At 64.7% G+C, this 22,238-nt stretch carries 22 protein-coding genes and 1 tRNA gene; 11 read left to right on the top strand and 12 right to left on the bottom strand.

Annotated features, from left to right (window positions below):
- Window positions 1–54: 54 nt before the first annotated feature.
- From X265_RS41250 to X265_RS08095, 3 genes are read right to left on the bottom strand one after another with little or no spacing between them, the layout of a single operon-like run.
- Window positions 55–1,143 (bottom strand): AI-2E family transporter, encoded by a 1,089-nt coding sequence (locus tag X265_RS41250; protein ID WP_244659242.1) that lies wholly within the window; start codon window positions 1,141–1,143, stop codon window positions 55–57.
- Window positions 1,140–1,784, bottom strand: a complete 645-nt coding sequence (locus tag X265_RS41245; RefSeq protein WP_244659243.1) for a hypothetical protein — start codon at window positions 1,782–1,784, stop codon at window positions 1,140–1,142. The genes X265_RS41250 and X265_RS41245 overlap by 4 nt, the downstream gene beginning before the upstream one ends.
- A gap of 17 nt (window positions 1,785–1,801) precedes the next feature.
- Entirely contained in the window at window positions 1,802–3,097 is a 1,296-nt protein-coding gene (locus X265_RS08095) for a DUF2254 domain-containing protein (protein ID WP_128964326.1), read from the bottom strand.
- Window positions 3,098–3,271: 174 nt separating this feature from the next.
- On the opposite strand from X265_RS08095, the gene X265_RS08090 reads away from it, so the two are divergent.
- Together X265_RS08090 and X265_RS08075 are read left to right on the top strand one after the other, a co-directional pair.
- Window positions 3,272–3,658, top strand: a complete 387-nt coding sequence (locus X265_RS08090) for a DUF1622 domain-containing protein (RefSeq protein ID WP_164938469.1) — start codon at window positions 3,272–3,274, stop codon at window positions 3,656–3,658.
- Between the two features lie 777 nt (window positions 3,659–4,435).
- A complete protein-coding gene (locus X265_RS08075) occupies window positions 4,436–5,134 on the top strand; it encodes a hypothetical protein (protein WP_128964325.1) in 699 nt (232 codons plus the stop codon).
- Window positions 5,135–5,324: 190 nt separating this feature from the next.
- On the opposite strand, the gene X265_RS08070 is transcribed toward X265_RS08075, so the two are convergent.
- The 4 genes from X265_RS08070 to mnmA form a co-directional block, all read right to left on the bottom strand.
- Window positions 5,325–5,401: transfer RNA gene (locus X265_RS08070), tRNA-Met, on the bottom strand.
- A gap of 243 nt (window positions 5,402–5,644) precedes the next feature.
- The gene (locus tag X265_RS08065) at window positions 5,645–6,010 is read right to left on the bottom strand and encodes a hypothetical protein (RefSeq protein WP_128964324.1); all 366 of its coding nucleotides are present in this window, start codon (window positions 6,008–6,010) and stop codon (window positions 5,645–5,647) included.
- A 138-nt stretch (window positions 6,011–6,148) separates the two neighbouring features.
- Window positions 6,149–6,787, bottom strand: a complete 639-nt coding sequence (locus X265_RS08060; protein ID WP_128964323.1) for a class I SAM-dependent methyltransferase — start codon at window positions 6,785–6,787, stop codon at window positions 6,149–6,151.
- A gap of 242 nt (window positions 6,788–7,029) precedes the next feature.
- On the bottom strand, window positions 7,030–8,211 hold the full coding sequence (mnmA, locus tag X265_RS08055) for a tRNA 2-thiouridine(34) synthase MnmA (protein WP_128964322.1): 1,182 nt from the start codon (window positions 8,209–8,211) through the stop codon (window positions 7,030–7,032).
- Between the two features lie 349 nt (window positions 8,212–8,560).
- Between mnmA and X265_RS08050 the strand changes: the two genes are divergently transcribed.
- The 9 genes from X265_RS08050 to X265_RS08010 all read left to right on the top strand — a co-directional run bounded on the left by X265_RS08050 (window position 8,561) and on the right by X265_RS08010 (window position 18,274).
- On the top strand, window positions 8,561–10,192 hold the full coding sequence (locus X265_RS08050) for a flagellar hook-length control protein FliK (RefSeq protein ID WP_128964321.1): 1,632 nt from the start codon (window positions 8,561–8,563) through the stop codon (window positions 10,190–10,192).
- A gap of 12 nt (window positions 10,193–10,204) precedes the next feature.
- Window positions 10,205–10,912, top strand: coding sequence for a flagellar hook assembly protein FlgD (locus tag X265_RS08045; RefSeq protein WP_128964320.1), 708 nt, complete (start codon window positions 10,205–10,207; stop codon window positions 10,910–10,912).
- A gap of 387 nt (window positions 10,913–11,299) precedes the next feature.
- Complete coding sequence (gene sciP, locus X265_RS08040) at window positions 11,300–11,575, top strand: CtrA inhibitor SciP (protein WP_002714638.1); 276 nt, start codon at window positions 11,300–11,302, stop codon at window positions 11,573–11,575.
- A 183-nt stretch (window positions 11,576–11,758) separates the two neighbouring features.
- The gene (gene fliF, locus X265_RS08035; RefSeq protein ID WP_128964319.1) at window positions 11,759–13,375 is read left to right on the top strand and encodes a flagellar basal-body MS-ring/collar protein FliF; all 1,617 of its coding nucleotides are present in this window, start codon (window positions 11,759–11,761) and stop codon (window positions 13,373–13,375) included.
- A gap of 17 nt (window positions 13,376–13,392) precedes the next feature.
- Window positions 13,393–14,490 carry a flagellar motor switch protein FliG gene (gene fliG / locus X265_RS08030; RefSeq protein WP_128964318.1) on the top strand — a complete coding sequence of 366 codons (1,098 nt, stop codon included), beginning with the start codon at window positions 13,393–13,395 and terminating at the stop codon, window positions 14,488–14,490.
- Window positions 14,490–15,110: a FliH/SctL family protein gene (locus X265_RS08025; RefSeq protein ID WP_128964317.1), complete on the top strand. Its 621-nt coding sequence runs from the start codon at window positions 14,490–14,492 to the stop codon at window positions 15,108–15,110. The genes fliG and X265_RS08025 overlap by 1 nt, the downstream gene beginning before the upstream one ends.
- A 3-nt stretch (window positions 15,111–15,113) precedes the next feature.
- On the top strand, window positions 15,114–15,464 hold the full coding sequence (gene fliN, locus X265_RS08020; protein WP_092302896.1) for a flagellar motor switch protein FliN: 351 nt from the start codon (window positions 15,114–15,116) through the stop codon (window positions 15,462–15,464).
- A 107-nt stretch (window positions 15,465–15,571) separates the two neighbouring features.
- Entirely contained in the window at window positions 15,572–16,957 is a 1,386-nt protein-coding gene (gene flbD, locus X265_RS08015; protein WP_128964316.1) for a sigma-54-dependent transcriptional regulator FlbD, read from the top strand.
- A gap of 168 nt (window positions 16,958–17,125) precedes the next feature.
- Complete coding sequence (locus tag X265_RS08010) at window positions 17,126–18,274, top strand: M20 family metallopeptidase (protein WP_128964315.1); 1,149 nt, start codon at window positions 17,126–17,128, stop codon at window positions 18,272–18,274.
- Window positions 18,275–18,337: 63 nt separating this feature from the next.
- Here X265_RS08010 and X265_RS40335 read toward each other — a convergent pair whose 3' ends face one another.
- The 5 genes from X265_RS40335 to ssuD all read right to left on the bottom strand — a co-directional run bounded on the left by X265_RS40335 (window position 18,338) and on the right by ssuD (window position 22,238).
- A complete protein-coding gene (locus tag X265_RS40335; RefSeq protein ID WP_164938468.1) occupies window positions 18,338–18,493 on the bottom strand; it encodes a hypothetical protein in 156 nt (51 codons plus the stop codon).
- Window positions 18,494–18,583: 90 nt separating this feature from the next.
- On the bottom strand, window positions 18,584–19,165 hold the full coding sequence (locus tag X265_RS08005; protein WP_128964314.1) for a flavin reductase family protein: 582 nt from the start codon (window positions 19,163–19,165) through the stop codon (window positions 18,584–18,586).
- A gap of 264 nt (window positions 19,166–19,429) precedes the next feature.
- Window positions 19,430–20,260, bottom strand: a complete 831-nt coding sequence (locus X265_RS08000) for an ATP-binding cassette domain-containing protein (RefSeq protein WP_128964313.1) — start codon at window positions 20,258–20,260, stop codon at window positions 19,430–19,432.
- Between the two features lie 8 nt (window positions 20,261–20,268).
- Window positions 20,269–21,075, bottom strand: a complete 807-nt coding sequence (locus tag X265_RS07995; RefSeq protein WP_128964312.1) for an ABC transporter permease subunit — start codon at window positions 21,073–21,075, stop codon at window positions 20,269–20,271.
- On the bottom strand, window positions 21,072–22,238 hold the full coding sequence (ssuD, locus tag X265_RS07990) for an FMNH2-dependent alkanesulfonate monooxygenase (protein WP_128964311.1): 1,167 nt from the start codon (window positions 22,236–22,238) through the stop codon (window positions 21,072–21,074). Before ssuD ends, X265_RS07995 begins: the two co-directional genes overlap by 4 nt.

Raw genomic sequence — 22,238 nt, 5'->3', positions numbered from 1 at the left:
TTCTGTCCGCCCCTTCATAGAGAGCCCGCGCGCGGGGAGATACGTTGACCTAGGTCAACGGTCGGCCGAACTGCGAGCGGAGGCAGAACGGTCGATGGCGATCCACGCCACCGACAATTCCCAGAGCAGCGACAAAACGATGGGCCCTATAAAGAGGCCGACGATGCCGTGCGCGAGGGTCCCGCCGATCACGCCGAGCAGGATCACCAGGGTCGGTGTGGTCAGCCCGCGGCCCATCAGCAGCGGCTTCAAGACGTTGTCGAGCAGACCGACGATCACGAGAAACAGCGTCAGCAGAACTGCCGTGGTGACGTCCTTGTCAGTCCAGATCCAGATGATCACGGGCAGCATGACGATTGCCGCGCCGATCTGCACGATGGAGAGCAGCAGCACAACGAATGCGAGCAGGCCGGCAATCGGAATGCCCGCTAGGTTGAAGCCGATCCCCGCAAGCAGGGCCTGGATGACCGCGATACCGATCACACCTTGGGATACCGCGCGGATCGTCGCCCCCGCGAGATCCAGAAAGTGCTCGCTCTGTTCGGGCACGATCCGCGACAGAAATCCCCGTCCCGCCGCCACGAACAGTTGGCCATACGGCAGGATGAATCCGGCCACTGCCACCGACAGCAGAAACTTGACGGCGCCGACGCCGGCGTCGCCGACGAGCCCGAGGAGCGTTCCGGCAAACGGCTTCAGGTAGGGAGCGACCGTGCGCAGAGCCGAGCGAATGTTCGACGAGGCCTGGTCCCAGAGCTCATGGAGCTGTGGTCCGATGAGCGGCCAGCTCTTGATCGCCGCCGGTGCAGACGGAATCTTGAGCTCGCCGGCCGTCAATTGCCCGGCAAAATCCCTGAGTCCCTCCACCGCGCCGATACCGAGCCACGCCGCCGGCCCGGTAAGAACGAGAAGATTGACCACGGTGAGAAGGCCCGCTGCGAGCTTCGGCCGTCCTCCGAGAATCTTTGCCAGCCTGACGAAGACGGGGTTGAACGCGACGGCCAGCACGAACGCCCAGACGAGAATCGTCCCGAACGGGCGGATCAGGACAAGCGCCCAAATGATCAGCAGAGCGAGCAATCCGATACGGATCACCAGCCGTATCAACTCCTCTCCCGTAAGAAGCTGGCGGAGCGTCCTCACGAGCGCACCTCGCGCTCGTCCTTCTTGAGCCAGATGTTGATGCTCACCAGGAGCACCCAGAACGGGAAGACGACGAGGCTCCAGTCGATGTAGTAGCTTCCGATCAGGAGGATGGCGGCAACTGCATAGCCGCCATAGGCGAGCCAGCGTGGCGTCAGTCCCGTATAGAGCGCGATCGTCGACGTCGTCATCATGAATACGGAGGCGGTCTTGACGAGATAGATGTTGACCATTCCGTAGGCCAGGCCCCGGCCGAAATGAAATGTCGCGGAATTGATCAGCACGTTTGGCGCGGCGTGGAAGGCCAGAATGACGGCGCCGATGACGGCAGCGGCGGCAAACAACATCGCGAGCAGCAGCACCGCGCTGCCGAAGAAGATCGTTGCGAAGAACTGGTCCTCGCGCGTGCCCAGCCGGTCGCGCAGGAAGCCGACGAACCACAGGAATGCCACGCCCGCGAAGGGCACGAGGTTCAGCGCCAAGGCGACATTGCCGGTGCCGCCGTGAAGCCAAGCGCCCGGCTCGAGCGGATCGGCCGGGACGGAGCGCCGCATCAGCCAGAACACCGCGAGCAGCAGCACCGAAAACAGGATTCCCGCCACCGCCGCGACGCGCGGGGCTCGCAGTCTGGCACGTGTCAATCCGGTCGCTTGCACGATCACGAGACTGCCCGTCCTTTCTCGCCGGAGCCCGCGAAATTTGCAGATTGCACCTCATGAGGGTGCGACAAGCCGAGACCCTGGCGGTCCTCGACGCGGGCCGCAGCGCGATCCTCGGAATCGAAGCTGGACCGCTCGATCCCGGCGTCGAGATGACCCAGATAGTCGCGAACCTGTTTCGCGCGCCGCTCTTCGCCGCATTCGGCGAGCTCAGCGAGCGCGGCGCGCAGGCGGCGCATCACCTGGATGGAGGTCGATCCGAACTGCCGGATTTCATCGAAGGCCAGCGCGAGATAATCCTCCCAGGTCGGCATCCGATAGAGCACCCTTGGAACACCCTCGTCGTCGAACGCCCAACAGGCCTCCAGATCGCATTTCGCCAGCCGCCGCAGCAGGTCCTCGATCTGATCGATGGCCTGCACGGCGGTGGTCGGATCGTTGATGGCCGGGGACAGCGCCTTGATGGCGACATCGACGAGCAGCCGCATCGCATATTTCGGGTCCTGCTCGAAGGTGCGTTGCTCGTCGAGATGAACGCATGCGTTCAGCTCCTTCTCGGCTGCCGGATACGTCCCGCCCCGAGCGCGGAGCACGACACTGTCTTCGAGCAGCGTGTCGCCGACACCGCACTCCAGCACGATGACGATGTCCAGCCGGCGCGCGTGGTCGACCAGCCTGCCGATATCGATCGAAGCTACCGACTGCGGATTGCCGACGTGCCTGACGGTCACCTCCGCCGGATAGGCCTGCTGCTGGGCTGGGGCAGCCTTGCCCGATCTCCGCCACGGGGTGGACTGATACGTGCTGGCGATGACTTGCCGGCCGGTATCGCCGAGCGCCTGCAGCACCCTGATGATCTGGAGATTGTTCAAACGCTGCACGAGCTGCGCAAGCATCAGCACGCTGGCCACCAGCATGGCGGCCACGATCGCCGCGGACAGCAGAGGCACGCCTTCGGTCCCCTGGCGATCGACCCAGGCGAGCGTGGAGAGACTGTACATGAAAGTCGCTACGAACATGCCGAGCGAATGAAACAACAGTCGGTCTCGCGCGAACCAGACGACGAGGCGTGGCGAATAGACCACGGCATTGAACTGGACGAGCACGAAGGCGATCGAGAACACGATGCCGGTCAGCGCCATCATGCCGGAGGCGACCGCCGACAGGTAAGCCTGGGCGGAGGACGTCGACAGGTTGAGGCTGACGGCCAGGAACGTCGATTCCAGGCGCGGCACCAGGAAGCCGGCCGCGACGCTCGCAATCGCGTAGAGCGTGGGGATCAGCCAGAGCTGCATGCCACTTCCTTTCCCATCCACGGCTTCCGATCGGTCGACGACGGCAGCATCTTCGCGCCTGCGAGCGGTTCGTTGATCTTGATCAATGATGCGTACCGTGCGCGTGGATCAATGCGCGCTCATTGGACGGCCCCTCGGCCTTCGAGACGCCATGCCGCAACGCAGCCTCTGAACATGAATTCCGCCGCCGATCCTTCTCCCTCCTTCGAGACCGCCACCAGCCAGTGGATTCACCTCGTCGGCATCGGGATCGAAATCTTCGGCGTGTTCATCATCGTCATCGGGATCATCTGGTCCGCGCGGTACCTGTTCGGCCGAGACGTCGCGTCCCGATACGACAGTTACAAGATCAGCATTGGACGATCGCTGTTGCTCGGCCTCGAGGTGCTGGTGGCCGCCGACATCGTGAAGACGATCGCGATCGAGCTGACCTTCGTGAGCCTCGGCCTGCTTGCCGGCCTCGTCGTGGTTCGCACTTTCCTGAGCTGGACGCTGACGCTGGAGATCGAGGGTCGCTGGCCGTGGCAGCCGGGGCGCGAATCCATGGAGCGGGTGGAATAGAAGCGACGCGCGTGTGCGCCCTCGCGGCACTATCTGCCCGAGCTCTTGCTTTCCGTTCTACCCTCTCGAACCAAGAGGGCGCAGGGAAGACCGGGTGCCGACCTCGCACCCGCGGTCCGCTGCGCGAAAATGTAGCGCAAGAAGACCGCACAGCAGCATACAGGTGGCGCCGAACACTCGGCCTTCCCTGCGCGATGGTTTGACGGCTTATGCCGTGCTCTCCCGGGAGCCGATTTCCCTCTGGCCTCCCTCGCCCCGCGAATTGACGATGTGGTTGATCCGGTTGGACGCTCCACACCTCCGCGACAGGCTTGACCGTAGCAACGACAGCCAGGACCACACGGTTTTGCCGTACGCACGGCTCGCTTGTTCGCCGCATGATCACCCGGCTTCGTCGACGTTGCCGGAAGCATGCTGGCGAGACGAACCTGACAGCGCCGTTCGTCTGCGCGCGGTGACGGGCTCACAGGGACTACCCGCCCTGCCCGCACCTCTCGCGCCGACGCTGCCGCGTCCACCGCATCCCCGGCTCGCAATCAAGACGACTCGAGACCGCCCCTCAAGGATGAGCCGGGATGGGCGACACATACGCTATTTCCGAATTTCGGCAAAGTGGAATATTTTTATGGGGAGAGGTTGACGGAGGCGAAACAGGAAGCGGTCGCGTCGACCATTCGCCAAAAGAGCACTCCTCTAACGAGATTGACTGATCTGCCGAACACTCGCATAAATTGCAATCGAACTTTAGCAATGTACATATAGGTTGGAGATGCCGAGATGCATCGCAGGCAGATGCGTGCCTTACTAAAGACCCGTCAATCGCAAAGCTCGACAACTCATGAAAATCGATGGTCGGGAGCCGTCCTAGCCAGCGTCGTAACATTTTTGATCACGGTGTTTGGTTTCGGTATTTCGGCTTTTGGATTTTGGGCAAAGCTACGACAAACTGACGATTTGCGCGTACTGATCACCTCTCCTGCACCCCTTATAACGAGGGCAATCGACCGGATTGGATTTGCACAGCCAATCGGACTCACTTACATCAACTCAGGAAATCGGCAGGCTCGCACCAGCAATCTTGGCTTGGTTGCCCTGAAGTACGACGACGTCAGGACTCCGACAGACGCGAGTTGCGACGAAGGCGAGCAAGATACGAAGATTTACCCGCGGTTTGATTTTTCATCGATGGTAATAAAGCCTGGCGAGATTACCGACATCCGGGACCTCAAATATGCCTTCGGTTTCTCGGGCAAGCCGCTCGGAGAACAAGGTATCGTGTTCCCGAATATCTTTCGACTCACAGTGAGTGACTCATTGCTCGTCTGCCTGCAACAAAGGGTCGTCACCCCGGACAGCTATGTAGTGTCTTTGAGCAAAGCGCTTTGGTTGTTGAGATCCGGGGACGAATCTCCGAAAATTCTGTTTGACGAGGGAAAGCCAATCGTCGTGAAAAAGACGATCACATACTTTGATTGAATTGCTCTAACATAAAATGGGGAGAGCGCAGCTAAACCCTTCGAAGTTCCGACTGACGACAGGTGTGATCGGTTTCGCAAGCGCTCAGCGATTACAGCGCGCTTGCGTCGACCGCACACCGGTGCGAGGTCGTCACCTATGTGTCAGGTACGTTTCGTTACCTATGTGTCCGGGCTGAACATCGGATGATTGGTAGCGGGGGAGGGACTCGAACCCCCGACCCCAGGATTATGATTCCCGTGCTCTAACCAGCTGAGCTACCCCGCCACAGGGTTCGCGGCGGCGAATAAGGCCGATCTCGCGAATGCGCGGCATATAAGGAAGGGGGCGGTGGGAAGTCAAGCTAAGGTCGCTTACGATCTGACGCGGCTGATTTGGCTGTGTAATCCGAGCTTTAGGCACCCGGGTCGTGGAGAGTCCCCCTCACCCGCAATCCGCGCTTTGCGCGGATTGCGGCCTCTCCCCGCAGGCGGTGAGAGGCCAGGGAACGCAGAGCGCGCGGAAATTCTCTTACTTCGGCTTCACATTCGGGTCGCCGCCGGGGCTGCCGGGGGGCGGGATGACGGGCATCTTGCCGTCGGTGCTCGGCGCCGGGGCGTGCATCTCGGGGTCGACGCCTGCTGGCGGGCAGAGCACGCCGTCGGATTTTGCCAGTTTGTCGCCGAGCGGTTCCCTCGATTGCCCTGTCGTGGTGCCATCGGGCGTGGTGGCGCGGTTCGGGCGATCCTGCGGGGCGCAATCGGCTGCCGCGTGTTGCGGGGATGGCGGCGCGGTCGCTTGCGGCGGCGTCGCCGGGGCGGGCGGGGCCTGCGCGATCGCGGGCGCAGAGGCTGCGATCAGGAGGCCGGCCAGAATGAGGTTCGATGTGGTGCGCATGGCAGGGAAACGCGCAGGGCGCGGGCGATGTTCCCGGGGGAGTGCGATGTGATCGGGGTGGAGTCCCCTGAGCTATCCCCCTCGTCATTGCGGGCGCAGCGAAGCAATGACGGGTGGTGAGGGCTTTGCCGCTTGCGCTTACGATTTGTGGTAGCGGATCAGCGAAAAATGGCCCATCGGCGGCATGGGGCGGCGCTCGGCGAGCGTGACGCCGCCGTGTTTGGCGGCCCATTTGACGAGGCGCTCCCACGGGAATTCCGGGCGCCAGCCGAGGCGGCGGGCGATGGGGGCGAAGGCGAGCTCGAACAGTTTTCGCGGACCACTTTCGGCACCGATGTGGTTGACCAGGATCAGCTCGCCGCCGGGCCTCAGCACGCGCACGAACTCGTCGAGCGTGCCTTCGGGATCGGGCACGGCGGTGATGACATATTGCGCGACCACCGCATCGAAGAAGTTTTCCGGAAAGGCGAGGTTCTTCGCGTCCATCACCGAGAGCACTTCGACATTAGAGAGGCGAAGGGTCCGCACGCGTTGTTGCGCCTTGCGCAGCATCGGCTCGGAAATGTCGACGCCGCAGATCTTCGTGGTGCGCGAATAGTCCGACAGCGAGAGCCCGGTGCCGACACCGACGTCGAGGATGCGGCCGCCGATGCGATCGGCCTCCGCGATGGTCGACTGCCTTCCGGCGTCGAACACCTTGCCGAACACGAGATCATAGACCGGCGCCCAGCGGCCATAGGCCTTCTCGACCCCGGCCCGCGAGATATCTGCTGCCATGCCCCCTGCCTTACACGAAACGAGAATTGATAAGTGATGAGATCGAAGCCAGCCCCGAAATTGGTCTAGCGCCTCTCCCGCTTGCGGGAGAGGTCGACGCGCTCGCAAGAGCGTGGCGGGTGAGGGCTTTTTCCGCTCGCGACATATCACGTGTGGAGAGAGCCCCCTCCCCAACCCTCCCCCGCAAGCGGGAGAGGGGGTGCACCTTTTCGGTGGCTGCAGTCGGACTCAATCTCATTGCGCTAGCCGCGCACGGCTTCCGCCAGCGGGCGCGATGTCCCGGCTGAGACCTTCGCCGCGGCGCTCTGGATGAAGCCGCCGCCGAGCACGCGCGCCTGTCCCGATGGCGCGTCGTAGAAGACGCAGGCCTGGCCGGGCGAAACGCCCTCTTCGCCGCCGACGAGCTCGACCTCGTAGTGACCACCGGCGCCGCGCAGCCAGGCCGGCTGCGGGCTGCGGGTCGAGCGCACGCGCACGAACAGCTCGAGGCCGTCGCCGATGGCCCGGTCGATATCGCCGCCGCCGATCCAGTTGACGTCGCGAAGCGCGATGCGGTGCATCTTCAAGGCATCGCGCGGGCCGACGACGACGCGGCGGTTGGCCGCATCCAGCCGCACCACGAACAGCGGCGCACTCGCTGCGATGCCGAGGCCGCGGCGCTGGCCGACGGTGAAATTGGCGATGCCCTGATGCTGGCCGAGAACGCGGCCGTCGAGATCGACGATGTCGCCGGGATCCATCGCATTGGGCCGCAGCCGGGTAATGATGTCGGTATATCGCCCCGTGGGCACGAAGCAGATGTCCTGGCTGTCGTGCTTGTCGGCGACCGAGAGACCGAAGCGGCGCGCGAGCTCGCGCGTCTCGGGCTTGGTCATGTCGCCGAGCGGAAAGCGCAGGAAGTCGAGCTGCTCTTGCGTGGTCGCAAACAGAAAGTAGCTCTGGTCGCGGTCGGCATCGGCGGCGCAGACCAGCGCGCGCGAGCCGTCGGCTTGGCGGCGCGAGGCGACGTAATGGCCGGTGGCGAGCGCCTGCGCCCCGAGCTCGCGCGCGGTCTTCAAGAGGTCGCGGAATTTGACCGAGCGGTTGCACTCGATGCAGGGCACCGGCGTTTCGCCGAGCGCGTAAGAATCGGCGAAGTTGTCGATGACGGACTCGCGAAAGCGATCCTCGTAGTCCAGCACGTAATGGGGAATGCCGAGCTTGGCCGCGACATCGCGGGCGTCGTGGATGTCCTGGCCGGCGCAGCAGGCGCCCTTGCGGTGGGTCGCCGCGCCATGATCGTAGAGCTGCAGCGTGATGCCGACGACGTCGTAGCCCTCGGCCTTGAGCAGCGCAGCCGTCGTCGAGGAATCGACGCCGCCCGACATGGCAACGACGACCCTGGTGTCCTCAGGACGGCCTTCGAGATCCAGACTGTTGAGCATGGGCCTAAGCTGACGTGACGGCGGCGTTTTTCCGCGATTGCTGATGCCTTGGGCCGGGCCGCTAGGCGTCCTTCGGGAACTCGAGTTCCCGCAGGGCACTGGCCTGCCCGGTCGAAAGCGGCTGAGAGCAGCCTTTAATATAGGGGGCATTCCACTGAAGCAATCACGCGTGCCCCGGGCTTTCGGGCAATTCTTGCCGGGGCGGCAGAAATGACGGGGCCGCGGGGTGGCTGGCGGGAGAGCTATCGATTCATCAAACCATTGGTTTTACTACCGAAAATCGATTTTCGGGAGACTGGCCCGCTCCTTGCTCACCTCCTGATCCGAAGATGTTTTCAAGGGGTCGCCTGTGGTCGGTGTCACGTCAGACGTAGCGGCAAGCGCGCAAGTCTCGAGCGCGCAGCAAAAGCCTGCCCGTTCCCAGACCAGCAAGGACACCGCGCCGGGCGACTCTTTTGGCGCGCTGGTCGACAGCAACACCCAGGCCATCAGCAACAGCGCACCGTCACCGAGCCAGGATCCGGCACCGCGGCGGACTGATTCCTCCTCGACGTCCTCCTCGTCGGACAAGAGCGCGCGCGACAGCTCCTCGACCGATCAGGGCCCGCAGAGCAACGCGAGCGACGCTCCGGATTCCGCAACGCCGGCTACCAGCGATACCCAGGCCGATCCGACCAAGCCCGCCGGCAAATCCAAGGATAGGGACAAGGCGGACGCCTCCGCGTCGAAGTCGGGCGACAAGCCGGACAGCACCAAGAGCGACAAGACGGACAGCACCGACGGCCTCGCTGCCGCGGTGGACGCCTCCGCCGCCGCGCAGGCCGCCGCGACGCCGGCGGCTGCGCCCGATCCGACCGCCGTCCCGGTCGCCACGCCCGTTGTACCCGCCGACCCGAATGCCGCCGCCAACCAACCGGCGGGCACCGGTTCCTCGCCGCTGACGATCGCCGCGGCCGGCATTGCCGCCAGCGCTTCGACAGCGGCGCAGATCGCAGGCACGAAAACGGATGCCACCGGCAAGGCGGCCAAGAGCGGCGACGCCAAGACCGGCGACAAGACCACCGACGCAAAGGGCTCGCCTGCCGAGGCGACCGTTGCGGGCACCGACGCCACCGCAACCGACGTCACAGCGAAAGCCGCGCAGGTCACCGCGGCCGACCAGGGCACGCCGAAGGTCTCGTTCAAGGCCGCCGCGACGGCGCAGGGCCAGAGCGATGTCTCCAACATCGGCCAGGACGCCGGCAAGACGGCTCAGGCGGCGACCTCCGCACAAAATGCCGCGACCGCGACCACGGCCGCCCATCCGCAAGCCGCGAAGCCGCAGGCCGATAGCGCCGCCACCGATGCGAAGGCCGATGCCGCCAGTCGCACCGCCGATGCGATCCCGGCGGCACCTACCCCACACGCCCATGCCGATACGCAGACTGTCGCAGCTGGCGCGACCGACACCAGCACGCAAGCCGCCAACGCCGTGCAGGCGCCACTGACCACCACGACCTCGGCGGCCACCGCCTCCACCGCGACGCTGACCGCGACCGCTGCGAATTCGGCAGCAGTACCGATCAACGGCATTCCGGTCGAGATCGCGGCTGCCGCCCGCGCCGGCAAGACCCGCTTCGACATCAGCCTCGATCCGGTCGATCTCGGCCGCATCGACGTGCGCATCAATGTCGACCGCAACGGCCAGGTCACCTCGCATGTCACCGTCGAGAAGCCGGAGACGCTGCAGATGCTGCGGCAGGATGCGCCGCAATTGCAGCGCGCGCTCGACGATGCCGGCCTCAAGACCGGCAGCAACGGGCTCTCCTTCAGCCTTCGCGATCAGAATTCGTCGGGACAGAACACCGGCCAGAACAACGACAATTCCGGCAATGCCCGCCGGCTGATCATCAGCGAGGACGATTCTGCAACCACGGCGCCCGTCAGCCGCAGCTATGGCCGCATGCTCGGATCGAGCAGCGGCGTCGATATCAGAGTGTGAGGAGTATTCGCCATGACCACCACGAATGCCGCCACCGCGCCGTCAGTCGTATCAGGCACCACCGATGTGCCAAAGTCCTCCTCGAATTCGAGCCTGAGCTCGACCACGGGCGCGACGCTCGCCGGCAACTTCCAGACCTTTTTGACGCTGCTGACCACGCAGCTGCAGAACCAGAACCCGCTCGATCCGCTCGACACCAACCAGTTCACCCAGCAGCTGGTGCAGTTCGCCGGCGTCGAGCAGCAGCTCAAGACCAATGACTCGCTGTCGCAGCTCGTCACCCTGCAGCAGACCACGCAGGCGACCCAGGCGCTGGGCTTCGTCGGCAAGACCGCGGTGGTCGACGGCACCACGGCGACGATGAAGAGCTCGTCGGCCACCTGGCATCTCAATGTGCCGACCGATGCGACCGTCGATATTTCGATCGCGAATTCCAGCGGCCAGACCGTGTTTACCGGAAAATACACGGCCGGCGCCGCCTCGGATGTTCCCTTCACCTGGAACGGCCAGGGCAACGACGGCACGCAATGGCCCGACGGCAAGTACACGATCACCGCGACCGGCAAGGATGTCGCCAACAACAATGTCGGCATCGCCGCGCAGGTGCAGGGCGTGGTGAGCTCCGTCGACCTGACCCAGTCGCCGCCGCTGCTCTCGATCGACGGCAACAGCTACACGCTGAGCCAGGTGAAGAGCATCATCGCGACCAGCAGCAACTAAATGAGGGCCACGCTGCTTCGCCACTCATGGTCTCATCCCGGCGAAGGCCGGGATCCACAACCGCAGGGAGCGGTTGTAGCGCGAGACTGAGAACTCCGAGTGTTCATCAAACCCCTCCCTGGGGTTATGGATCCCGGGCTCGCGCTGCGCCCCGGGATGACAGGAGGGGCCTTGGCAGCGCCTCAACGCCCGCCCCCTCGTTCGTTAGTAAAGTATTTACGAAGACCCCGCTCGGCCGGCTGAATCACCGCTTCAGCCCGCCGGGCCGGCGTCGTTCCAGCCGGATTCAACGAGAATTGTATTGAAGCCTTAGGCTTAGCGGATTTTTAAGCCGGCACGCGTAGGGTTACGGCGTGAGTTCAGTGGTTGAGAGTTTGTGAGTACGCCATGACAGAACCCCATCGCCCGAGGGTAAAATACGTCATCGGGCCGGACGGCAGTCCGCTGACGATTGCAGATCTGCCCGCACCCGGCACCAAACGCTGGGTCATCCGCCGCAAGGCCGAAGTCGTCGCCGCAGTGCGTGGCGGACTTCTCTCGCTCGAGGAGGCCTGCAGCCGTTATACCCTGACGGTCGACGAATTCCTCTCCTGGCAGTTTTCCATCGACCAGCATGGTCTGGCGGGTCTTCGCACCACCCGCATCCAGCAATATCGCCAGTAAGCGCTGCGGAAATCTGCTGTGTTTGACGAAAATCGGCCTCGCCCTGCGAGGCCGATTTTTTTCATGTTCGCTACTTTTGTCCCAGCTCTTAACCTTCGTTAACCATATCGAAACCATCACCTAGGCAATAATTGCCCACTCGTCCGCTCTTGGAATGCGGGTCGAATCTGTCGGGGCGGTTGCTTGCAAGGTCTTGCGGACTTTTTAAAAGGTATCGGCGCCGCCCGTTTCGGGGCGATGATCGCGGTCACCGCCGCGCTCATCGGCTTCTTTGCCTTCGTCATCATGCGCGTCACCACACCGCAGATGACGACGCTGTTCACCGACCTCAGCATGGAGGATTCCTCCAGCATTATCAAAGACCTGGAGCGCCAGGGTATCCAGTACGAGCTGCGCAATGATGGCAGCATCATCATGGTGCCCAAGGACAAGGTCACCCGCCTTCGCATGAAGCTCGCCGAGGGCGGCCTGCCCAAGGGTGGCGGCGTCGGCTATGAAGTGTTCGACAAGTCGGACGCCCTCGGCACCACCTCTTTCGTCCAGAACATCAATCATCTGCGCGCGCTGGAGGGCGAACTCGCCCGCACCATCCGCGCCATCGACCGGATCCAGGCCGCCCGCGTCCACCTGGTGCTGCCCGAGCGTCCGCTGTTCGCGCGCGAGGCGCCGGAGCCGTCGGCCTCGATCGTGGTGCGGGTCCGCGGCTCGCTCGAAGCCCAGCAGATCCGCGCCATCCGTCATCTCGTCGCTTCCGCCGTCAACGGCCTGAAGCCGCAGCGGGTCTCGATCGTGGATGAGGCCGGCCAGTTGCTCGCCGACGGGGCCGCGACCGATCCGGAGCAGGCCGCCGGCGACGACCGGCGCATCGCCTTCGAAAAGCGGCTGCGCAAGGAGGTCGAGGACATCGTCTCCTCCGTGGTCGGTTCGGGCCGCGCCCGCGTCCAGCTCTCCGCCGATTTCGACTTCAACAAGATCACCCAGACCTCGGACAAGTTCGATCCCGAGGGCCGCGTGCTGCGCTCGAGCCAGACCCGCGAAGAGAGCAGCCTCACCGCCGACACCAACGGCCAGGTCACCGTCAACAACGAGCTCCCCGGCAACCAGCAGAACAGCGGCGTGCCGGCAAAGGACCAGAGCAAGAAGTCCGAGGAGACCAACAATTACGAGATCTCCCGCACCACCAAGACCGAGGTGACCGAGGCCGGCAGGGTCAACCGCATCTCGGTCGCGGTGCTGGTCGACGGCATCTACACCAAGAACGACAAGGGCGAGCTCGCCTACACCGATCGGACCAAGGAGCAGCTCGACCGCATCGCCACCCTGGTGCGCTCGGCGATCGGCTTCGACCAGAAGCGCGGCGACCAGGTCGAGGTCGTCAATCTGCGCTTCGCCGACGCGCCCTCCACCGCTCCGATCGCAGAGCCCTCCGGCTTCCTCGGCATGCTGCAGTTCACCAAGGACGACGTCATGTATTTCGTCGAGCTCGGCGTGATGATGCTGCTCGGCCTCGTCGTGATGTTCATGGTGATCCGCCCGCTGGTGAAGCGCATCCTCGCCTCCGACGAAGTCGCCGCCGCCATCTCAGGCGTGCTCTCCGGCCCCGCAGCGTCCGAAGACGCGGCGCCGGCCGCCGCCGGTCAGGCGCTGATCCCGGGCGGCGCCGCCAGCGCGATCGACGTCGCCACCATCCAGGGCCAGGTCCACGCCCAGTCCGTTCATCGCGTCGGCGAGCTCGCCGAGCGCAATCCCAACGAAACCGTCGCCATCATCCGTCAATGGCTGGCCGAACCCGCGAAATGACCGAGAAGTGAACTGACATGGCTGCTTCCCTGCAAAACGCCAATTCGAACGACATCACCAGCGTGATCTCGACGCTCGGCCAGCGCGCCGGCAACCGCGCCAGGGACGGCAAGGGCGCCGAGCAATTGACCGGCCCGCGCCGCGCTGCGATCCTGATGCTGGCGCTCGGCGAGCAATATGGCGGCAAGATCTGGGGCCTGCTCGACGACGACGAGGTGCGTCAGCTGTCGCTGGAAATGTCGACGCTCGGCACCGTCGAGGTCGACACGGTCGAGGACATGCTGCTCGAATTCGTCTCGCGCATGTCGGCCTCGGGCGCGCTGATGGGCAATTTCGACGCGACCGAGCGCCTGCTCCAGCAGTACCTGCCGCCGGAGCGCGTCAACGGCATCATGGACGAGATCCGCGGCCCCGCCGGCCGCAACATGTGGGAGAAGCTCTCCAACGTGCAGGAAGAGGTCCTCGCCAACTACCTCAAGAACGAATATCCGCAGACCATCGCCGTGGTGCTGTCGAAGCTGAAGCCGGAACATGCCGCGCGCGTACTCGGCATCTTCCCCGAAGACCTCGCGCTCGATGTCGTCAACCGTATGCTGAAGATGGAGGCGGTGCAGAAGGAGGTGATCGAGAGCGTGGAGAAGACGCTGCGCACCGAATTCATGTCGAACCTGTCGCAGACCCGCCGCCGCGACGCCCACGAGGTGATGGCGGAAATCTTCAACAATTTCGACCGCCAGACCGAAACCCGCTTCATCACCTCGCTGGAAGAGGACAATCGGGAATCGGCCGAGCGCATCAAGGCGCTGATGTTCACCTTCGACGACCTCGTGAAGCTCGATTCCGGCTCGGCCCAGACGTTGATGCGCAACGTCGACAAGGACAAGCTCGGCGTGGCGCTGAAGAGCGCCAACGAGGACGTCCGCAACTTCTTCTTCGGCAACATGTCCTCGCGCGCGGCCAAGATGCTGCAGGACGACATGGCGGCGATGGGGCCAGTGCGCCTGCGCGACGTCGACGAGGCCCAGGCGCTGCTGGTCAATCTCGCCAAGGACCTCGCCGCCAAGGGCGAGATCATGCTGACCAAGAATCGCGCTGACGACGAGCTGGTGTATTGATGGGCGCTCCCGCCAAATTCTTGTTCGATACCGACTTCGCCGCGCCGGACCGGACGCGCGAGAAAGCCGCGACCGCGGCCGAGATCGCGCAGAAGGTCGCGGAAGCCGAGGCGCGCGCCTATCAGGACGGCTTTGCTGCCGCCCAGCGCGAGGCCAAGGCCGAGAGCGACCGCCGCGTTGCGCTCGCGATGGAAGAGATCGGTATCGGCATCCGGGGCGTCGCGTCGGGCATCGGCAACATCGAAACGAAGATGGAGACCGAGGCGGTCGAGGTCGCAATCGCAGTGGCGCGCAAGCTGTGCGCCGACCTGATCGCCGCCGAGCCGCTCGGCGAGATCATGGCGCTGGTCAAGGACTGCTTCTCGCATCTGGTCGCGACGCCGCATCTGGTCGTCCGCATCAACGACGCCCTCTACGACAGCGCGCGCGAGAAGATCGAGCGGCTCGCCAAGCAGAGCGGCTTCGAAGGACGGCTGGTGATCCTGGCCGAGCCTGAAATTGCCACCGGCGACTGCCGGATCGAATGGGCCGATGGCGGTGTCGTGCTGGAGCGCAGCGCCATCGCGGCCAAGATCGACGACATGGTCGGACGCTATATCGCGTCCCGCAAGGGGAACTAAGCCATGAGCGACACCGACGGACAGGTCCCGCTGCCCGATCTCAACGGCCCGTTGCCGCCCACCGGCGCCGACGTCGGCTACAACGAGGACGAATATGCAGCGCGTGTCGCCGCAGACCTCGAGGCCGTCTTCGACGTGCCGGTGCAGGTCTCGGCGGTGCTCGGCCGCTCCAAGATGGATGTCGGCGAGCTCCTCAAGCTCGGGCCCGGCACCGTGCTCGAGCTCGACCGTCGCGTCGGCGAGGCCATCGACATCTACGTCAACAACAAGCTCGTCGCCCGCGGCGAGGTGGTGCTGGTCGAGGACAAGCTCGGCGTCACCATGACGGAAATCATCAGGACGGAACGCGGCTAAGTTTTTTCCAAGCATGATCTTGTCGGAAAACCGCTTCGCACTTTTCCGGATCATGCACGCAAAGCGAATGACGCGCGACAGCGCGACCAGACGGACAGGAGACTGACATGCGGCTTCTCATCGTTGGCACATTGAAGGGCCAGCTCACCACCGCCACCAAGATCGCGATGGACAACGGCGCCACCGTGACCCACGCCGAGGATCACGAGCAGGCGATGCGCGTGCTGCGCGGCGGCAAGGGCGCCGACCTGCTGCTGGTCGACGTCGCCCTCGACATCCGCGATCTCGTGATGCGGCTCGAGGCCGAGCACATCCACGCTCCGATCGTCGCCTGCGGCATCACCAACGACGCCCGCGCCGCCGTCGCCGCGATCCACGCCGGCGCCAAGGAATACATCCCGCTGCCGCCGGACCCGGAGCTGATCGCCGCGGTTCTCGCCGCCGTCGCCAACGATTCCCGCGAACTGGTCTATCGCGACGACGCCATGGCGCGCGTGATCAAGCTGGCCCAGCAGATCGCAGGCTCCGACGCCTCGGTGATGATCACCGGCGAATCCGGCACGGGCAAGGAGGTGCTGGCGCGCTACGTCCACTCCCGTTCGGCCCGTGCCAAGCGCCCGTTCATCTCGATCAACTGCGCCGCGATCCCCGAGCATCTGCTTGAATCCGAGCTGTTCGGCCACGAGAAGGGCGCCTTCACCGGCGCAATCGCCCGCCGCATCGGCAAGTTCGAGGAGGCGACCGGCGGCACGCTGCTGCTGGACGAAATCTCCGAGATGGACGTTCGTCTGCAGTCGAAGCTGCTCCGGGCCATCCAGGAGCGCGTGATCGACCGCGTCGGCGGCACCAAGCCGGTCCCGGTCGACATCCGCATCATCGCAACGTCGAACCGCAATCTGGCGGATGCCGTGCGCGAAGGCACGTTCCGCGAAGACCTCTTGTTCCGCCTCAACGTCGTGAACCTGAAGATCCCGCCGCTGCGCGAGCGCCCCGCCGACATCCTGGAGCTCGCCCAGCACTTCGTGAAGAAATATGCGGAAGCCAACGGCGTGCCGCTGCGTCCGATCTCTGCGGAAGCCCGCCGCGTGCTCTCCACCAACCGCTGGCAAGGCAACGTCCGCGAGCTCGAAAACACCATGCACCGCGCCGTGCTGATGGCGCAGGGCGACGAGATCGGCCCCGATGCGATCCTCACCCCGGACGGCGATCGCCTCGACCTCGCCAAGACGCCGCCGGCCGTGGCGCACGCGACCATGGCCGCCGAGCAGGTGACCCGGGCTCTGGTGGGGCGCACTGTCGCCGATGTCGAACGCGATCTGATTCTGGAGACGCTCAAGCATTGTCTCGGCAATCGCACCCATGCCGCCAACATCCTGGGGATTTCGATCCGCACGCTGCGCAACAAGCTCAACGAATACGCCGACGGCGGCATCCCGATCACGCCGGCGGGAGGGCCGGGCGAACATTCGCGGCTGCCGATGATCGGGGCGTAGGGCTCCAGCAAAAGTGACGATGAAAATGCCCGGGGCTCAATCCCGGGCATTTTGTTTTGGCAAATGGTACCCCGCAGGGAGCGAACACATGGCCGGACCGCATCTCGCGACTAGGTCATCGCCGCTCCAGGCCCTATAACCGCTCGCGAGAACCACGCGAGGAAGCACATGTCTGAAGCTCAGATCACGGATTGGCTGGCGTCGCAGAAGCAGGCGATGATCGATCTGCTCCGTGACGTCGTGAACATCGATTCCGGGTCCTATGACAAGGAAGGCGTCGATGCGGTCGGTGCGCGGTTCGAGCGGCATTTTACCGAGCACGGCATCCCGTTCCGGCGCGAGGCCAACGCCACGTTCGGCGACGCGATCCATGCCGAAGTGGCAAAACCCGGCAGCAACGAAAAGCCGGTGCTGTTGATGGGGCATCGCGACACCGTGTTCGGCAAAGATGAAGCCAAGCGCCGCCCCTTCACGATCCGGGATGGTCGCGCCTACGGACCCGGAGTCGCCGACATGAAGTCCGGCCTCGTCATGAACGTTTTCGTGGCAACCGCCTTCCACAAATTCGGCGGTTCGCCGCATCCGATCAAGGTGCTGATCACGTCGGACGAGGAGATCGGCTCGCCGTCGTCGCGACCCGTGATCGAGCGCGAAGGGCGCTCTGCCCGCGCCGTCTTCAATTCCGAACCGGGCCGCCCCACGGGCAACGTCGTCACCGGGCGCAAGGGCGGAATCTTCATGCATCTGGCCATCACCGGCAAGGCGGCGCATTCCGGCGCGAACTTTGCCGCGGGCGTCAGCGCGATCGGCGAGCTCGCGCACAAGATCGTTCAGATCCACGCGCTGACCGATCTCGACAAGGGCATCACGCTCAATGTCGGCCTCGTCTCGGGCGGGCAGTCCGTCAACACGACGGCGCCTTACGCCGAAGGCCAGATCGACATGCGCTATGTCGATCCGGCCGACCGCGCGCGGGTGATGGCCGCGATCGAGAAGATCGTCGCGTCCTCTGACGTGCCGGGCACCAGTGCGACGCTGACGATCAAGGGCGAGTTCGTGCCGGTGGTGCAGAGCGAGGCCTCGAAGGCGCTGTTCGAGGGCTATCAGGCCGCCGCAAGGCAGGTTGGCCTCACCACGCTCCAGGGCGAGTTCTCCGGCGGCTGCGCCGATTCCGGCTTCACCGCCGCCGTGGGCACGCCGACCATTTGCGGTCTCGGGCCGGTCGGTGGGCTCGCGCACACGCCGGAGGAATATCTGGAGCTCGACAGCATCGTCCCGCGCGCGCAGGCGCTGGCGCTGGCGATTCTAAAGGGCTGAAGGGCACACCTCGCTGCATAGGGTGGGTTAGCCCTGCAGATGCGCGAACGAAACTTCCAGCGTCTACGAATAGCTCGGCGCATCTGGCTTGCGGAAGATGTGGATGGGATCGCCGGGCACGAATGGCTGGCCGCGGAACATTGCGTAGGCGTAGAGCGCGAGGTAGGCAATCGCCAGCGCGCCGACGGCATAGAAGGCCCAGGTCCCGACGCGCTTCATCGTTCCGCTCCATTGCCGTCCGGCGGGACGGCTCGAGGCGCTTCTAGAGCGATGATGCGGAAAAGGCCAGCCTGCGCCGGCCTGAGGCGGTCAAACGCCGCGGCGGCTGCGCGCGGGAACGCTGACATCGGCGAGCCTTGCGGCGTCTTCGTCCCGGTCCACCGCCACATACTGGCCGTGCCAATAGGCGAGCGCGGCGGTGCGGGCCGAGTTGTTGATAGTCCTGACGCGCCCAATGACGATGCCATGCGAGTGCCGCTCGACGATGTCCTCGACCTCGCAATCGGCCGCGGACAAGGCGCCGACCAGCAGCGGCACGCCGGAGACGGCCGTGACCCACTGGCTGCCCGCGAAACGATCCGCCCCCTTCAGGCCACCCCTGCCGGCAAAGCGCTCGGCGACGTCGAGCTGATCGGCGGCGAGGATGTTCACGCCGAACGCACCGTAGCGGCGGATCAGCGGGAAGGACGAGGCATCGCGGTTGATGCTGACCAGCAGCGTCGGCGGATCGATCGACAGCGAGGTGACCGAGGTCACCGTCATGCCGGTGATGTCCTTGCCCCGTCCGGCGGTGATGATGCTGACGCCGCCGGCGAGGTGGCGCATGGCGCCGCGGAAATCGGCGGAGGAGACGGCAGTTTCGGTCATGAGCTCGCGAGGGACCAGATTCATGGCATGCTCCCCGAAGCGGGGTCCGCTGTATTTAGGTACGATCGTCCGCCGACGAAAGTGCCCGCGCCAATCCAGGGCTCGAGCTGCCACACGACGAAATCGCGAAAACAACCCCATGCACAGTAGCCACCGTCACCGACAAACATCATATTTCTCTTTTTTCGAATTTTTATTGACCCGTCGGGCAAAACAGGGGCATGATGGCATCATGGGATCGGCTGCCGGCGACAGACTCCCCCACGGCCTCCGCTGTCATTTCCTTGCCTAGTCACGATCGTCCGCCGACAAGAGATGCCCCAGGATCCAGGCTTCGAGGGCGGCGAGCTCGGCGGAGCCGCGTTCGCGCGGCCTGCCCTGGTTGACCACGACATCATGGGCGATCCGGCCTTGGTCGATCACGAGCACCCGGTCGGCCAGCGCGACCGCCTCGGAGACATCGTGGGTCACCAGGATCGCGGTAAAGCCCTGGTCGCGCCAGACCCGCTCCAGGAGCCGCTGCATCGAGATCCGGGTCAATGCATCCAGCGCACCGAGCGGCTCGTCGAAGGCGAGCACGCGCGGCCGGGACACCAGCGCGCGAGCGAGCGCGACGCGCTGTTTCTGGCCGCCCGACAGCACCGACGGCCACTGCTCGCGCTTGTCGGCGAGGCCCACTTCGGCAAGCGCTTTGTCCGCGCGCGATTGCGCGTCACCGGAGGCACGGTCGCGGCCGAGACCGACCTCGACATTGGCGAGCACCCGCGCCCAAGGCAACAGCCGCGGCTCCTGAAACATCACGCGGATGTCTTCCGCCTGGACTTCGTCGCCAAAGTTGATGTCGCCGGCGTCAATCTTTTCGAGGCCGGCGATGAGGCGCAGCAGCGTGCTCTTGCCGCAGCCGCTCTTGCCGACGATCGCGACAAACTGGCCGGCCGGGATGTGCAAATCGATGCCGCGCAGCACCTCATTGTCGCCGAAGGATTTACGCAAGCCGCGGATGCTGAGCGGCAGGCCGCTGGTGTGAACCGGCCGCTCCGCCACGCGGGCATGGGGCACGAAATTGGCGGGGCGGGCGAGTTCGCTGTCGGAAAAGGCTGTACGAAGCGCTGTCTGCATTGTCACTCTCAACGTTTCTGGAAGGCGGGGTGCCAGGCGAGCGTCGCCCGCTCCAGCACGCGGGAGGCGCTGTCGGCGAGCTTGCCAAGCAGCGCGTAGATCAGGATCGACAGCACGACGACGTCAATCAGCATGAATTCGCGGGCCTGCATCGCCATGTAGCCGAGACCCGAGGATGCCGCGATGGTCTCAGCCACGATCAGCGTCAGCCACATGATGCCGAGCGCGAAGCGGATGCCGACGAAGATCGACGGCAATGCGCCGGGGAAGATCACGCGGCGAAACAGCTCGCCATCGCTCATGCCGTAGATGCGTCCCATCTCGATCAGCTGCGGATCGACGGTACGGATGCCGTGCAGCGTGTTGAGATAGATCGGGAAGAAGACCCCGAGCGCGACGAGGAACAGCTTCGCGCTCTCGTCGATGCCGAACCACAGGATCACCAGCGGTATCAACGCCAGATGCGGCACGTTGCGCACCATCTGCAGGGTGGTGTCAGTGAGCGTGGCCGAGAGCTGCGACAGGCCATTGGCGAGTCCGAAGGCGAAGCCGATGCTGCCGCCGATCAAAAAGCCGATCGAGGCACGCCAGAACGAGACCCAGATGTTGCGGACCAGCTCGCCGGAGAGCAGCAGTTTCCAACCCGCCAGTGCGACATCGCTCGGCGCCGGCAGGACGCGCACCGGCACGAGACCGGTGACGCAGGCCGCTTGCCAGATCGCGATGATGGCGAGCGGCACGATCCACTGCACCAGACCATCCACGCGCGGCAAGCGGAACTTACGCGGGAGGGAGACGCCGTCGATGAGGCTCATGATTGCGACACTCGATGCTGCGGACGGTAGTCGCTGCCGACAGTCTCGCCGAACGGGCCGCCGTTGAAGTGCAGTCTGGTCACGTTGCTCGGCTGCTCCAGCGAGAGCAGCGGGAAGACCAACTCGGCGAAGCGATAGGCTTCCTCCAGATGCGGGTAGCCGGACAGGATGAAGGTGTCGATGCCGACGTCCTGATACTCCCTGATGCGCGCCGCGACCGTCTGGGGATCGCCGACCAGCGCCGTGCCGGCGCCGCCGCGCACGAGGCCGACACCGGCCCAGAGGTTCGGCGCGATCTCGAGCTTGTCGCGCTTGCCGCCATGGAGCTGCGCCATGCGCTGCTGACCGACCGAATCCATGCGCGCGAAGTTCTGCTGCGCGGCCGCGATGGTCTCGTCGCTGACATGCTTGATCAGCTCGCCAGCGGCGCGCCAGGCCGCTTCATTGGTCTCGCGGACGATCACGTGAAGACGGATGCCGAACGACAACTTGCGGCCGCGTGAGCCGGCGACGTCTCTCACCTTCGCGATCTTCTCGGCGACCAGCGCCGGCGGCTCACCCCAGGTGAGATATTTGTCGACGGTGTCGACCGCGACGTCGATGCCGGCATCCGAGGAGCCGCCGAAATAGAGCGGCGGCCGCGGCGATTGCACGGGATGAAACAGCAACTTGCCGCCTTCGATGCGGATGTGCTTGCCCTCGACAGTGACGGTCTTGCCGGCCAGCAGATCGCTATAGACGCCCAAGAACTCGCGGGTCACCTCGTAGCGCTCGTCATGACCCAGGAAAACGCCGTCGCCCCTGTTCTCGACGGGATCGCCGCCGGTAACGACATTGACGAGCAGCCGGCCGCCCGTGACGCGATCCAGCGTCGCGGTCATGCGCGCCGCAACGCTGGGGGATTGCAGCCCGGGGCGAACGGCGACGAGATAGCGCAGCCGCTGGGTGAACGGCGCCACCGCGGACGCGACGATCCAGGAATCTTCGCAGGACCGCCCGGTCGGTATCAGCACGCCGAAATAACCGAGTTGATCGGCGGCCTGCGCGATCTGGCGGAGATAGTTGAAATTGACCTCGCGGCCGCCGATGCCGGTGCCGAGATAGCGCCCGTCGCCGTGCGTCGGCAGGAACCAGAGAATGTTGGTGTTGCTTTGCTTGCTCAT

The sequence above is a fragment of the Bradyrhizobium guangdongense genome (assembly GCF_004114975.1).
GTDB classification, from domain to species: domain Bacteria; phylum Pseudomonadota; class Alphaproteobacteria; order Rhizobiales; family Xanthobacteraceae; genus Bradyrhizobium; species Bradyrhizobium guangdongense.
The sequence above is the reverse complement of the archived record's forward strand: the minus strand, read 5'-3'. Positions and strand labels throughout refer to the sequence as shown.